Below are 13,454 nucleotides of genomic sequence, written 5' to 3' on the forward strand. Positions count from 1 at the left end.
CAGACTTTTTAGGGTTAAGAGTATTGATACACATAACTTACAACTCATTTGTATTCCAATTATATAAGACACTATCCGCTTCTTCAGTCTCGTTACAATTAACATAAATATATTTCATTCCATTATCACTATAATAAATGAGTACCGGATGATCTCTTGTATCATAATTAATATATCCTAAGAATGACAACCATTGTTCATCAATATATTCATATAACCATTCGAAAAATAGCTTTATTTCACCAGTTTCACGAAACAAGGATGTAACTGATAGATGCCAGGCCAAATTATTATTCTCAAATGATGTACACTTCTTAACCATTCTCCCATTGTCTGCGTTGGCTGATAACATAGAAGACCATCTAGATGTTGCAAAAAAATCATGTTTAGGTAGAGAAATTGGTTTATTTAAGTTATCAATCATATAACGTATGATATTTAATACATCGTTAGGTATATTCTTTTTTAATTTTACTCGAAAATGTAATTCCGTAAAATCTGCCATTTTTAACTCCTTTCAAACAAATCCTAAGTATTAATGTATGAATTTATATTATTTCATTTATTAGATCCTTTGCTCCTCTTATCCTTTTTTCATCTTAACTTACTCTTAATTATTAAGTGATAAATGAGCAACTACGACCGTACTCTCCATTAAATTTTCATCGATACCTTCATCTATATTAAACATTACTTCTTGCCCTTTCAGATTCATAATATGTTGAACTGTATTCTTATTTTCACCTTCAACTATATCTGATAAATATATAATATTTTTAAAAGAGAACACTAATATCTCTTTGTCATTATGACTACAATAGACAGAACCTAGTTTTTGTAAATCATCATTTCCTAAATATTTTTCAATAAGTTTTAATGCTTTTTGTAGCTTTTTATAACAACTTCCATTTTCAACCTTCGAAATATTTATCTCTATCGTACGACTATTAATAACAAAACCCATTTTTTGCTCTGAAGACATATAATTACTAAGGTTAGAAAATACATCAAACACCCTAGTTGCTAATTTAGTAAATTTCTTTTCATTAATTTTATTCTCGTCTAAACTAACTGTTAAATTCACTTTTAGGTAGTTCATTTTATCCTCCTACTATATGCATTCTATAGGAATGCTTATCAATCGACATAAATAAGAGAGAGTTTAAATAAATATATAAACTCTCTCTTTACTTAACTTTCATTAACAAGACTATAAATCTCCTTGAAAAATTACTTATTTACTATATTCGATTATACAGTATTTCTTTTTGAAGGGGTTGAATTATCCGTAAAACATTCATCATGTAGTAATCCCCTATTTCTAATTGTTTTAAATAATTACCCAATAGATTCTATGATAATTACAATTAACTTGCAACAATACTTACTATTTTGTTCGCCTTATTACTAACCGTGCAATAGTATACTTCCAATCCTCTTCTTTCTGCTTGAACAATTTTGTTAGTTTTTAATTTTGTTAAATGCTGTGAAATTGTTGATTGTGGAAGATCTAAAAGCCCAACTAATTCTGTAACGTTTGTTTTTCCATTCTTAGTAAGATGGCTAACAATTTGAATTCTGACTGGATGAGACATTACCTTTAGTAATTCGACATCATCTTGTTTTACTTCTAATACATTATTCATAGTGATTATCCCCTTTTTTATTATTCTTAATAAATTATTTTATAGATATAATTATTTAATTTTTTATTTTATAATTGACGATATACTTTAATAGCAACAGACATTTGCATTGCATACATATGAATATTAAAACTTGCACTTTTATTATCATCAATCATTAATTCATTAAACTTATTTATTCCTAATACCTTATGCTTAGTAATTTCACCAATACTTGTTTCAAAGTGAGAACCCTTCTCCCATACAATAAAGATAAGTTCACCTTTTTCTAATTTATAAAAATCATCTTTATTTATTAAAAGTTGAAGATTATTTTTATGCTTTTGGAGGAATTTATGATCCAATTTTTTTTGTTCCAAAGTATCCACCGCCCTACATATAATACCTTTATTATAGCGGATAGAATACCTTTAAGCTTTTAAAAACAATCCATCTTTGTAAATATAGTTTTCTTAATTCGCCTTTTTTATATTAAAGTTAATTCCCCCATATTTATAATTTTAAAAGTGGAGGAATTAACTGCCTGTAAACAACATCATAATTGTAAAACTTGATTTAACTAATTATCTTACTGCTTTCTTTTCTTTTTTTGGTTTTGTTTTAATATATCCGATTAATGCAATTGGTACCAAAATACCACCCAATACGTAATTCCAATATTCTTGTAAAAATTCCATTCTTATTTTCCCCTTTCAAAGTAACTGATTTTAAAATTTTTTATGATAGATCTTGTGACTTTTCTTTTATGATTAAAACATTTCTTTTACAATTTCCAACAATATATTTTTTATCTAAATGTAAAACATCCGAGCATTTTACATTCCAAGACATATTTCCTAATTTAACTATTCCTTCATGGTCATTGTTATTAGATATTTTAGTAAGTTCTATATCTTTCTTTATAAAAGAACTACCTTTTTTCAAATGACGTTTTATATAGAAATTTTTTATTAATAATGGTTTTAAGAACATTATTTCTAACAACGATATAACGATATATACCGCTATAGTGTATTCTAATGTATTCGAACTATAGAAAATTACTCCAGCGATTGATAAACTAATTCCAACTAAAAAAGTAGTTACTCTTTTTAATAAATATCCTAATATAGCTAGCACACAGCCAATTCCAAGTAAGATAATTCCTGTATGTATAGCTTTCTCCCCCTTTCTAAATAGAAGAGACTTAATTTAAATTCCGACTGTACATATATAAAGGTCGTTTAAAGCGTTATTTTTTTATTTTGGTCTGTTTATAGCCTGAAAGAATGTAAATATATACATAATATAATGATATTAAATGTTATTTTGATGTACTCTATTATTTGGTCGTATAAATAAGTCCATCCATCCATTCTTTCATTTTATATAATCTTTGTTGTTTGTATTTTATATTTATTCTTCGTTACTTACTAATAAGTATTCTTATGTTGGATTCTTATTTTTGAATGAAATGATATTCTTTATTACAAAATGCACTTCTTTTATTTTTGAAATATATTTCTTATCCATACTATCCCTCCTTCATAATTAAATTATAACTGCTTTAAAGATTTCGCTCTTTTTAAAATCGATTTAGGTATTTTCCTAACTATTTATGTAATATACTCATTCTTCTTATAGATTTTAAGTCTTTTTCAAAAAAATTTAAATTTATTTAAATTTTTTTGAATAGGTAGCCACCTTCGATATTATTTCAAGTTATGTATAAGTTTCTCAGCAGTCCTTAAAAAATTACTTTTACCAAACCCGTCCACTGAATCAAAAGGTATATTTAATTCCTTACATACTAAAACTGCAAGATTTGTAGCTGCATGTGAAACATAACTTTTTGTAAAAACAACAATGTCACCTTCACTTAACCTAGATCTTACTGTTTTCCTTCTTGATTTCCCTTGCTTTCCACTAATACAAATGAGTTTTCCACCTCGTTTTTCTACGGCTTCTCTTAATTCCGACTCTTCCGGTTCCATACCAACCATTACTAAAGTTAACCCTTTAAATACTTTATCGATATTATTACTATTCATCTTAATTTTAGATTTCTTATATTTTTTACTTTCTTGATTTTTATTTGTGTCTTTATTTATTGGATACTTAATACAAATTTTCTTTGTACTTTGAAGTTGATTCCTTTGAAACGATAAATCTATAACATCACCTTTTTTTACTTCTAAAGAACGTATATCCCTCATTGGTAAAATAATTGTTTGTGGGACTCCATTTAGTTTTATGTCTTTTCCATTTAACGTCTGACGTATGCACAAGCACTTAAAATCGTTTTCTACATCTACCACAGCCTTTTTTATCTTTACTAATCCATTACTAAACTGCATCGTAAATCTCCCCTATCCCATTAATTACGTGACATTCTATTAACTTGTTCTTCTAAAACGTTTATTTTTCCATCTTTTCCTTCTGATACATGAACCGGTCTATTATTAATAATGGTCACATATTCAATAGACTTTTCAAAATCACCATCACTTATTAAATCCATCAAGCTTCTATACAATGTCATAAATTCATTTATATTTTCCTTACTGATTTGTTCAAAGCCTGCAGCTCTAATTTGAAATAGTTCAAGCATAGGTGAAGTATTGTGCTTTTGCATTTCACGAATTGTATTATAGAAATCCATAAAACATTTCAAAATGTCCATATCTGTATACTGTGAACGATGTTCTTCAATATTTTTTAGAATATCATTTTGTTTTTGAATCCATTTACCGTGTTCTTTATTATGTTTATGCTCCATTATGTTGTATCTCCATTCTTATAAAATAAGCCGCATTTGTAGCGGCTTATAAATTAATATTTAAACGTATTTGGTAGTTCGATAGTTGATATATTATGTTTATAAATTAATTGCTTTTGGAATACCTGTTTGTCTCCTGTCTGCTTTTCTTTAGATGGTGCTTTAGATGATACTAATATACAAAAATCATCATAATCCAAGATCTTCCCCTCAATACGAAAACCATTGTTTAATATAAAATGCACTTTACTATTTTTTCCTTTAACATTCTCTATTACTTTATTTTGTACTGCTTGATTAGCCATAATTTCAATTCCTTTCTGTTGGTTGCTATGTTCAATTTAAAGTCTATCATGGCCTTTTTTTTCTCGCTTTTTTAAATTTCGATTCATAATTTACATAATTAAAAGTAAATATTTATATAAAAAAAGACCTTTTGGGTTAAAAAGTATCCGCTATACTTTTTAACCCAAAAGGTCTTCTTATTAACTACATCTAAACACTCATTAATAAATAAATTATATCATAAAATTAGTGTCTCGTAAGGAAAATCATTGTAAGAGATGATTGTATTTAATATTACAAAATGCGAGTTCTCTCCTCTTATAACGAAATATATTTAACCAGTACTATGAAAACAGTTGACGTTTTTTAAATAATTATTATATATTAATATAGCAAAAATGAGATAATGATCATTTAAAATGTATCTGATATAAGTGAGCGTTATATATTGTTTTATACACTTAGGAGGAATCATAATGAATTTTAAACATGTACTTGCAACTGGCTTAATTGCTGCCACGTTATTCGGTACAACGAATACTCATGCACAAACTCCAGTTTTCACTGATGTACCAAGTGGGCATTGGTCTGAAAGTCCTATTAACTACTTAGCTGATAAAAAGGTAATTAGTGGTTATGGCAACGGGAAATTTGGTTTTGGAGATAATGTAACTCGTGGACAAGTATCTGCGATTATTTCAAGATACCTAAAACTAGAGAATAATGGGTCTGCAATCAAAAATTTCTCTGATATCCATGGTCATATGTTTGAAAACAGTATTAAAGCAGTTGTTCAAGCAGGAATCATGAAAGGAGACAATACTGACAAATTTAGACCCGATGATACATTAACTCGATATGAAATGGCTGTTATCTTACAAAATGCTTTTCATTTAACTGTAAAAACAAGCGACCTTTTCCATGATGTTTCAAATAATCATTGGGCAAAAGACTCTGTTCGTTCATTGTATAGTAATGGCGTCACAAACGGGATTGGAAACTATCAATATGGCGGAGAAATGAATGTAACAAGGGAGCAATTTGCAAAATTTATGTATAATGCAATTTTTGTAAACCCAAACTTTGTTCCTGAGCCTATTCCTGAGAAAGATGGAGATGAGCATAATTATATAGATATTCATAATATATTGATTAATTCTGGGTTTGAAAAAACTCAATATAATTACCGATATGATAAAGATGGTAAAGCATATAATAACCTTATGACTTTTGAATTTTCTTCTGACAATGATAGAGCATATAAAATGTTTATTTCTAGTGAAGATCCTGTATTAAATGAGCCTGTGAAAAAAATCCTAAAAAACCTCCTACCAACAAAAGGAGATTATCTGTACAATATAATGAAAAATCCTACTGCAAGCTCTCGAACAATAGAATTGGATGGTCGCAAAGTTACAATTTATAGAGATGGCTATCATATAAATGTTTATCTTGGAAAACGAAAATAGTAAAGGTTACTTATAGAGAATTTAAATGTTCCCTTTATATAGGGCATATAAAAGGAGTTGCCCATAAATCAGTTTAACTGCTTATGGGCAACTCCTTTTAATTTTTCACCATATATTCTTTTTAATTATTATTATATTTTTAAAACTATTGGACTTAATGTTAAAGCTTTATGCTTTATAACCAATAAGATTAAAAATTTCTAATAACAGCAGACCGCGATAAAGGCCTGGAAAATGTTTTTCTCCATAATAAATAAACAGTTTCTTACTTTCCTCTTTGTACGCTATTTGTATACCTAAGTGTGTTGGTAATTGATTTAATGTTTTTTTATCTTTGAATTCAATATTGTGAATTACCTCTACTACCTTATGGGATGACTCGCTTAATATTTGTTTTAGTTTTTCATAAGGAATATTGAATAACTCACTAATTTCCTTTGTTCTTATTTTATTATCTTCTTTAGAATCTAACTCTACTATTTCTGTTTTGCATTCCATGTGATTAATTATAAATTCGCTCCATTCTTGAAAAATAGCCTCTAAAGAACAAGGAACACCGTATATTCCTTCAAAGTAATCTCTTTCAAAATCAAACTCACATTCTAAACCACAACTATGAAATCTCATCTGAGTTATCTCATTTTGATAATAGTTATAATTTATATTAACGGCATCTGTTTTTTCTTTAATATGGTTTAAGGTATCATTAACTATATTAAGATCTAAACTCTGAAGTGGCTCGGTATCTTCCTGCTGCTGAAATATTGAAATAATCTCATTTATTGTTAACATTTCTTTATCTAATGTAATCGCATATTTATTTTTCATAATAAAATCTCCCCTATTTTACTAAATTATTTTTCCTATTTATTTAGAATTTCCTCCTCACAATCTGTACAGCAGTCTAAAATTATGTAACCGCAGACCACTTTTGTATCATGAGAATCAGACTTTTCACCACAAAAAGTACATCGATTTGTTATTACCTCTGTAACATCAATGTTTAAATACTTTTTGACACTTAGCCAGAATTCTTCGTCATCAGCAATGTCTATTTTCAGTTCATCTTCCCAGGACTTTATAGATTTTTCTAGGTATTCTTCAACGATAGATTTAATATCCTTTTGCCCACTTACTTTACAACCAAGAATACTTTCCCATCTCTTAATACTCTCCTCACTTTCGAGAATTTCTTCGATCAAGCATTCTTCAGAAAATGAATCTGAATGTACAAAGACAGAAAAATCCTCAAATTCGCTTTGTTCTACTAACTCTAAACATGGTGTCCATCCATGTTTTTCTGGCGATTTTTGAAATAGCATCTCTTGAAGTACTTGCATAACTTGATAACTATCCCCTTTTAATATTAATTCTTGTGTACTTAAATCAATCATTTTTAACATAACTCTTCTCCTAACTTTGTAATTTTTTATAACAAAAAAGACACCCAAATATATATAGTGTCTTGTTCTCTCTATAAGTTCTTTAAGTCAACAAGGAACATTTCAAACAATAATTGTTTATCTGCTCCTGTTTTAAATTCATAGTCCATTTGTGACATTCGATGAAGTATTTGCTGAATCGTAGTTTCATGAAATCCTCTGGCCTGATTTGCTATAACTTTTGCGGCATATGGTTGTACTCCCAATAATGATGCTAATTGTTTCTGCTCAGCACCATTATGTAAATGTGCTTTAACTTCTAGCATTCTAGAAAATTGCTTATAAATCATTGCTGCAATAGCTATAGTTTCAACTTTTTGTATAATTAGCTCTTTATAAAATGAATGAGCTTCTGCATAAAGTTTTTTTCCAATCTTTTCAATAATAATGAATACGTTCTGTTCTAAAGTCTTTTTTACTAAGAGGTGTATTACTTCTGTATCCACCTTACGCTTTTCACCAACATACAAAGCTATTTTTTGTAATTCACTTGATAACATCTGTAAATTAGAACCAACCATCATATATAGGTGTTCTATAGCTTCAGAACTTAATTCTATATTTAGATTTTCTGATTCTTCTTTTATCCATTTCTTAGCTTCTATACTTTTTAAAACTGCAGCTTCAATAATTATTGCCTTTTCTTTTAATGACTTTACTATCTTTTTACGCTGATCTAATTTTTCATACGGTACCACAAAAATTAAATCCGTGTCTTCATTAGGACTATCAATATATTTTTGTAAAATATCCATATCATGTTCATCTTTTTTCATTTTCTGTCCAGTTAAAAACATAGCATTCTTTACAACTACTTTTTTAGGTCCCATCATTAAAGAAAGCATCTCTGCATCCTCTATAGCAATTTGAACTGCAGTTTCATCACAGTCATAAATATTAACCGAAAAATCAATAGTATCGCTTTCTAAGTCTTTATTTATAATCTTTGTTAATTCCTTATCAATTGTATATTGCTCTAAACCATAAATCACAAATAATCCCATTTCTATCTCTCCCTTTTTAAAAATTCTCATAAAACATACTCAAAATTCTCATAAAAAAAACCTTTTGAGAACTTGATTGATATAAATATCGTCCAAGAACCCAAAAGGTTTGTTTTTTTGTATGTTAATTAAAAGAAGCTAAATTACTGATAAACTTATTATAACATAGGTAATTATAAATACGCTTGTTTCCATATGTTCTTGTCATAAAGCTATTTCATCAAAAAGACTTAACTGTACCATCTTACCATGAAAACTTTCATTAGTAATAATTATATCTGAAGATGGTAACAGCCTTTTATTCTTTACTGTCCTTAAATTTTCTTCTTCTTTTATAGAATTTATTGGTTTGTTTTTTAAAACCTTTTCAAAATAACTTCTAACCATATTCATATACTCTTCATCTTCAATCGGATATTCCTGTCTATTTGCATAATCATTTTGTGATTTTAATAAAGAATTATTTACACCCTTTAGTATCCCATAATAAACTTCAAAAGATCTCGCAAAAACTTCTGCTTTTTCTAAATAATAACTCAATGATTTTTCACCAATTTTAACTTTTTTATAATCTTTTATATTACCTACTTTATTTACTAAATTTCTTCTATACAAATCATAAACAGCTTTAAATTCTATAGATTCACTTAACTGATATTTTTCTTCCTCAAAATCAATTAGATGCCCTAACTCATGTAGGAAACTAGAAATTCCGCTGCGATCTATAATTAAACAACCAATAGGCTTAGGATAAAATAACCCAGATGCTTTATGATGTCTAATTCTCTTTATTTTAAAAGAAATATTCTTTTCTACACTATTGGGTATATAGACTTCACTAGATAATTTAATAAATTCGTCCTCCAGCTTACGAACTTCCTTTAAATCAACAATATTATCTAGCTCTACTGATGAAAAACGCTTTAAAAAAACATTGTTTTTCATTACATATTGATGCTCTTTAGTAATATGCTTTTTTTCCTGAAACGATTTTGCATATGCTGTTAGACTATCATGATATCTCTTTGATTTTATATGAATTTGTTCACTTTCTAATATAAATTCCTTAATCATTAAACGTAAAATTTCATTAGTATTTATATTAATTACTCTACCGTTAACTATTTCTAATTTTAATTTACCGACAATATTATTTAATTGCTCATCCTCATTCTTTTGATAATCCTCAACTATTAATTCTTTATAATATCTATTAATCTGGTTAATGACTAAAGATGCATCTGTTTCATTTTTTGGCACCAGTAATATTTTTGTATCTTTACTATAATAATTTTCTACATATTTATTTATCATTTTTAATTCATATAATTGTGGGTTTTTTATTGTATATTCATTTACAACACCTAGCAAAAACATTGATGCCATTTCTGCAGCAAGAGATCTTATTGAGAATCTATCTTTACTTCTGCCTATTAAATAATGATTTTTTCTACATCCCAATTTTGTGTTATATTCTACGGTTGGTGGAACATTAATCTTTGCAACAGTTAAAAATTCACTAGATTCCTCTTTTCCCTCTTTTATAATGGTTTTTCTTATAATTAAGGGTAAAAGCTCCTTGATTTTTGGATAATAATCACTTCTTGTACCTTTTCCTTCTTTTATTTTCAATACAAGATATAGTAATTTAGACATATATTCTTTATCACATTCAACAAATGTTTGTTCACTAATCTCTTCAATTTCAATGTATCTTTCAATTTTCTTCATAGGTATGGTATTTAGGATCTTTTGTACATCATCAATTGTTTTACACTCTTTTAATATTGAATGATATTTTCTCTTTATTGCACCTAATGTTTTATTTATTAATTGCCCCATTGGTAAAAAATCTATATTACCTACAGAATTTATATTTACCTTTGCCATAAATTTATTAATACCTTTTTCATCAAATGATCTTTCTATGATTTTTTCTACAGATTCAATTCGTTTCATAATTATTTCCTCCTAAAATAAAAAAGAGGTTTCTAAAAACACCTCTTTATTTCTCTCTTTAATTTTTTCGCATATCTTTAGCCTATTAATATATCTTTTTCCTAAATATTTATTAATAGCAACAAAATAAAATTTGATTTAAATCATATAAAGTAAGTTCTCCAACCTGCTTTTTCATGTTATTAATTGATTTAAGATTTGACAGTGTAATTGAGTACCCACTTGATTCATTTGAAAATTTATTCCCTTTCATAACAACGTCTATTAAATCAGATTCTAATCGCTTAAACGTTATTGCATCAAAAGGATACGCTTCTCTATCTACCAAAATTGTGTATGCCATGTCTAATTTCATCTCATTTACTTTTAAACTGTGTAAAGTAAATGAGATTACTTCTTTCACTATACAATCATCTGCTTCAAATTGAATTATTGCATCATCATATACACTTTTATAATCATTAGGTATAAAATATCTTAGCTCTCTTAAACCATTTCTAGTTACCTGAATTTGATATCCAATCTCCTTACTTGTATCGATATGTATATAAGGATCACCATTAACCTGATTATTTGTTTTTCTAGTTCCTCTAATTGAAAAATACATTTCATAGGAGATATCAATTAAATCTGTTAAAGGAATCATTTCTAAATCTAAATCCAGGTCATTAATATTAGTATTACTATTAATAAAATAACTTGAATGATATCTAATGGCATTTATATCAAAGTGAAATTGAACTTTTCCTAAACGGCCGCCATCCATAGTTACATATATCTCTCTTTTTAATCTACTAAAAGAAATAAGTGTAAATTCTAAGTTATATTCTTCTGTATATAGATTGTACGCTTCGTAAGCCGCTAAATCTCCAAGTAATAAATTTTCGTTATTAACAAGCTCTATTTCTTCAATATCTATGCACACTCCGTTGAAAAATTGGCTCTTCATTTCAATTACATCTTTTTTCTCATTAATAAGTAAGTATTTATGAAAGAGGCCTTTACTCCCTCGAATTAATAATTTATAACCTTTTGGTTCTACATTATGCATTTTATATATTCTCTCCTATTTTTTTTTAATAAATTTATTAAGATTCTCTTATATACAAAAAGGTGATAAACATATAAAACTATGCTAATCACCTTTATCATTTAAATATTATTTATGTAAATATTTTCGGCCCTAGTTCTCCGGCTGCAACCAACCTTTTGTTAAAAGTTAGTATAACTTTTTTGTTAATTTCCTTTTTATTTATTATTCCTAGATGAATCAACTTATCTAAATGTTTTTTAAAATATCTTGGGCCACCATAACCACAAATTTCATAAAGTTCCCTATCCCCAGGTTGAATGACGTTGTCTTTATTCATTATCATTAAAAGATCAAATACAATTAATTTTTCTTGTGTTTTAAGTGGATAATCATGTAATAGCATTATTAAAGTGCCTCCTTCATTACTTCAAAAGGATCACGGTCATCAAGTAAGAATTTTATATATACAGCTACTGGACCTTCTCCCATACGCTCTATCATAGATTGAAAACTTATACTCTCAAATGCAATTAAATTTCCATCTTTCTTTTTTCTAATTGTCCACCACTCATCACCTGCGTTAATTTGATTAACAAATAATAGATTCTGAAGTGCGAACCCTTGGCGTATTGACCAATTTCCTTGTTTCATATATTGAATGAATTGTTCTATACTATCACAATGAATTAAATTGAACTGATAATCTAATTCGGCTATTGCATCTTCTAAAGCTCCAGATCTAAGCCAAAGATTTTCTTCACATTTTTCAATCATCTCATTTAATGTAATCATGTTTTTATCCCCCATCATTTATTAGTTAATTTATAGTCTTTTCATTTCATTTTCTCTAGAGAAATACAATATTGAAATTTGTTCACCCTTATAAGGATATTCTTTTTCAGCATACTTTCGTATTTCGTTCAGATCCTCAAACAATATTTCGCTTTTTATACTGCGAAAATCGTTTACATGTACTTCTAATCCAGCCTTCATTCCCAATCTTTTTAAATCAATAAAGTTGGCATAGTATTTTTGTGAATTTTTTTCCTCATCAATCCATTTAAAAGCAACTGAATTATTAGGAAAATACATTAATATACCTACCTTTTCTAAATTTTTGATATTAACATCCTGATCATACTGAAGGCAGGACACCAATACTTCACCACGATAAAATAGATCACCCTCTATATTAAATACATAACGTACGGCTTCTAATAAATCTTCACACTCAATTCTTTTATACCCACTATAAGCTCTTGACACTGTAAATTCTGGCATTTTAATTTCCTCCTAATTTTTTATAATAAAAAAAGAACCATGTTTAATTCACGGTTCTTCACTCTACTTATTGAAGGGGGCTATTCACAATTAAGTTTTCTATTGTCATAGATTTGTATGCTAATTCAACATCAGCAAAATCTATTTCCCCTGGGTTTACTCTTTCTAGTTTACTGTAATGCTCCATAATCAGTTGATCACGAAAATTAAAATTCAGTTCATTACATACTGTACAGATATTCGCTGGAACATTCGTAAAAATTAATTCATCCTTTTTAACATTAGTTTTGATTTCTTTCCTAGTACAATCAGTACAAGTCATTGTTGTCCTCCTCAAATATGTTTGAGTTTAGCTTAACATACAATGTTCTCCTCAAGTAATCCTTTATCATAGGCAACGTTTTGTAGTCTTGGTGTTATACCTTCGTATCCTGTTACTACACAAAATGATTGCTTAGACTTTATTGCAACACCTACTGTTAAAATTATGACGATAGGTAAGGTTTTGATTCTATCTCCGCCTTTTCCCCCGCCTCACACCGTACGTGCTAGTTTCCCAGCATACGGCGTTCCATCG

General features: G+C 28.0%; 18 protein-coding genes. 1 reads left to right on the forward strand and 17 read right to left on the reverse strand.

What is annotated here, in order from left to right:
- Nucleotides 1–37: 37 nt before the first annotated feature.
- From MR169_RS24900 to MR169_RS24935, 8 genes are all read right to left on the reverse strand, one after another.
- Nucleotides 38–505, reverse strand: a complete 468-nt coding sequence (locus MR169_RS24900; protein WP_242320212.1) for a hypothetical protein — start codon at nt 503–505, stop codon at nt 38–40.
- A 105-nt stretch (nt 506–610) separates the two neighbouring features.
- Nucleotides 611–1,099, reverse strand: a complete 489-nt coding sequence (locus tag MR169_RS24905; RefSeq protein WP_001108438.1) for a hypothetical protein — start codon at nt 1,097–1,099, stop codon at nt 611–613.
- 268 nt (nt 1,100–1,367) lie between these two features.
- The gene (locus tag MR169_RS24910; protein ID WP_001067023.1) at nt 1,368–1,646 is read right to left on the reverse strand and encodes an ArsR/SmtB family transcription factor; all 279 of its coding nucleotides are present in this window, start codon (nt 1,644–1,646) and stop codon (nt 1,368–1,370) included.
- 68 nt (nt 1,647–1,714) lie between these two features.
- On the reverse strand, nt 1,715–2,014 hold the full coding sequence (locus tag MR169_RS24915) for a hypothetical protein (RefSeq protein ID WP_003268444.1): 300 nt from the start codon (nt 2,012–2,014) through the stop codon (nt 1,715–1,717).
- 349 nt (nt 2,015–2,363) lie between these two features.
- Nucleotides 2,364–2,765: an NfeD family protein gene (locus tag MR169_RS24920; RefSeq protein ID WP_242320213.1), complete on the reverse strand. Its 402-nt coding sequence runs from the start codon at nt 2,763–2,765 to the stop codon at nt 2,364–2,366.
- 572 nt (nt 2,766–3,337) lie between these two features.
- Nucleotides 3,338–3,982 carry a DUF2325 domain-containing protein gene (locus MR169_RS24925; protein WP_001160695.1) on the reverse strand — a complete coding sequence of 215 codons (645 nt, stop codon included), beginning with the start codon at nt 3,980–3,982 and terminating at the stop codon, nt 3,338–3,340.
- Nucleotides 3,983–4,002: 20 nt separating this feature from the next.
- A complete protein-coding gene (locus MR169_RS24930; protein ID WP_000400309.1) occupies nt 4,003–4,404 on the reverse strand; it encodes a hypothetical protein in 402 nt (133 codons plus the stop codon).
- Nucleotides 4,405–4,457: 53 nt separating this feature from the next.
- The gene (locus tag MR169_RS24935; protein WP_000013189.1) at nt 4,458–4,709 is read right to left on the reverse strand and encodes an RNA chaperone Hfq; all 252 of its coding nucleotides are present in this window, start codon (nt 4,707–4,709) and stop codon (nt 4,458–4,460) included.
- A gap of 456 nt (nt 4,710–5,165) precedes the next feature.
- Between MR169_RS24935 and MR169_RS24940 the strand changes: the two genes are divergently transcribed.
- Entirely contained in the window at nt 5,166–6,158 is a 993-nt protein-coding gene (locus tag MR169_RS24940; protein WP_001009570.1) for an S-layer homology domain-containing protein, read from the forward strand.
- Between the two features lie 168 nt (nt 6,159–6,326).
- On the opposite strand, the gene MR169_RS24945 is transcribed toward MR169_RS24940, so the two are convergent.
- The 9 genes from MR169_RS24945 to MR169_RS24985 all read right to left on the reverse strand — a co-directional run bounded on the left by MR169_RS24945 (nt 6,327) and on the right by MR169_RS24985 (nt 13,199).
- Nucleotides 6,327–6,986 carry a hypothetical protein gene (locus MR169_RS24945; RefSeq protein WP_242320214.1) on the reverse strand — a complete coding sequence of 220 codons (660 nt, stop codon included), beginning with the start codon at nt 6,984–6,986 and terminating at the stop codon, nt 6,327–6,329.
- Between the two features lie 35 nt (nt 6,987–7,021).
- Nucleotides 7,022–7,561, reverse strand: coding sequence for a hypothetical protein (locus tag MR169_RS24950; protein ID WP_000916448.1), 540 nt, complete (start codon nt 7,559–7,561; stop codon nt 7,022–7,024).
- A gap of 71 nt (nt 7,562–7,632) precedes the next feature.
- Entirely contained in the window at nt 7,633–8,604 is a 972-nt protein-coding gene (gene holA / locus MR169_RS24955; protein ID WP_242320215.1) for a DNA polymerase III subunit delta, read from the reverse strand.
- 204 nt (nt 8,605–8,808) lie between these two features.
- On the reverse strand, nt 8,809–10,563 hold the full coding sequence (locus MR169_RS24960; RefSeq protein ID WP_242320216.1) for a hypothetical protein: 1,755 nt from the start codon (nt 10,561–10,563) through the stop codon (nt 8,809–8,811).
- Nucleotides 10,564–10,675: 112 nt separating this feature from the next.
- On the reverse strand, nt 10,676–11,614 hold the full coding sequence (locus MR169_RS24965; RefSeq protein ID WP_000552035.1) for a hypothetical protein: 939 nt from the start codon (nt 11,612–11,614) through the stop codon (nt 10,676–10,678).
- A 112-nt stretch (nt 11,615–11,726) separates the two neighbouring features.
- Nucleotides 11,727–11,999, reverse strand: coding sequence for a hypothetical protein (locus tag MR169_RS24970; RefSeq protein ID WP_000924268.1), 273 nt, complete (start codon nt 11,997–11,999; stop codon nt 11,727–11,729).
- Nucleotides 12,000–12,001: 2 nt separating this feature from the next.
- A complete protein-coding gene (locus MR169_RS24975; protein WP_000631598.1) occupies nt 12,002–12,388 on the reverse strand; it encodes a hypothetical protein in 387 nt (128 codons plus the stop codon).
- A 30-nt stretch (nt 12,389–12,418) separates the two neighbouring features.
- Entirely contained in the window at nt 12,419–12,877 is a 459-nt protein-coding gene (locus MR169_RS24980) for a hypothetical protein (RefSeq protein ID WP_001113887.1), read from the reverse strand.
- 67 nt (nt 12,878–12,944) lie between these two features.
- Nucleotides 12,945–13,199: a hypothetical protein gene (locus MR169_RS24985; protein WP_000128515.1), complete on the reverse strand. Its 255-nt coding sequence runs from the start codon at nt 13,197–13,199 to the stop codon at nt 12,945–12,947.
- Nucleotides 13,200–13,454: the final 255 nt, after the last annotated feature.

This window comes from Bacillus cereus group sp. BfR-BA-01349, from assembly GCF_022663795.1.
In the GTDB taxonomy this organism is placed as follows: Bacteria; Bacillota; Bacilli; order Bacillales; family Bacillaceae_G; genus Bacillus_A; species Bacillus_A cereus.

Excerpts from the sequence above, each read along its gene's own strand:
- MR169_RS24980 (WP_001113887.1), bottom strand. The coding sequence starts at position 12,877 with ATGCCAGAATTTACAGTGTCAAGAGCTTATAGTGGGTATAAAAGAATT.
- MR169_RS24950 (WP_000916448.1), bottom strand. The coding sequence starts at position 7,561 with ATGTTAAAAATGATTGATTTAAGTACACAAGAATTAATATTAAAAGGG.
- MR169_RS24975 (WP_000631598.1), bottom strand. The coding sequence starts at position 12,388 with ATGATTACATTAAATGAGATGATTGAAAAATGTGAAGAAAATCTTTGG.
- MR169_RS24945 (WP_242320214.1), bottom strand. The coding sequence starts at position 6,986 with ATGAAAAATAAATATGCGATTACATTAGATAAAGAAATGTTAACAATA.
- MR169_RS24925 (WP_001160695.1), bottom strand. The coding sequence starts at position 3,982 with ATGCAGTTTAGTAATGGATTAGTAAAGATAAAAAAGGCTGTGGTAGAT.
- MR169_RS24985 (WP_000128515.1), bottom strand. The coding sequence starts at position 13,199 with ATGACTTGTACTGATTGTACTAGGAAAGAAATCAAAACTAATGTTAAA.
- MR169_RS24930 (WP_000400309.1), bottom strand. The coding sequence starts at position 4,404 with ATGGAGCATAAACATAATAAAGAACACGGTAAATGGATTCAAAAACAA.
- MR169_RS24940 (WP_001009570.1), top strand. The coding sequence starts at position 5,166 with ATGAATTTTAAACATGTACTTGCAACTGGCTTAATTGCTGCCACGTTA.
- MR169_RS24970 (WP_000924268.1), bottom strand. The coding sequence starts at position 11,999 with ATGCTATTACATGATTATCCACTTAAAACACAAGAAAAATTAATTGTA.
- MR169_RS24905 (WP_001108438.1), bottom strand. The coding sequence starts at position 1,099 with ATGAACTACCTAAAAGTGAATTTAACAGTTAGTTTAGACGAGAATAAA.
- MR169_RS24960 (WP_242320216.1), bottom strand. The coding sequence starts at position 10,563 with ATGAAACGAATTGAATCTGTAGAAAAAATCATAGAAAGATCATTTGAT.
- MR169_RS24910 (WP_001067023.1), bottom strand. The coding sequence starts at position 1,646 with ATGAATAATGTATTAGAAGTAAAACAAGATGATGTCGAATTACTAAAG.
- holA (WP_242320215.1), bottom strand. The coding sequence starts at position 8,604 with ATGGGATTATTTGTGATTTATGGTTTAGAGCAATATACAATTGATAAG.
- MR169_RS24900 (WP_242320212.1), bottom strand. The coding sequence starts at position 505 with ATGGCAGATTTTACGGAATTACATTTTCGAGTAAAATTAAAAAAGAAT.
- MR169_RS24965 (WP_000552035.1), bottom strand. The coding sequence starts at position 11,614 with ATGCATAATGTAGAACCAAAAGGTTATAAATTATTAATTCGAGGGAGT.
- MR169_RS24935 (WP_000013189.1), bottom strand. The coding sequence starts at position 4,709 with ATGGCTAATCAAGCAGTACAAAATAAAGTAATAGAGAATGTTAAAGGA.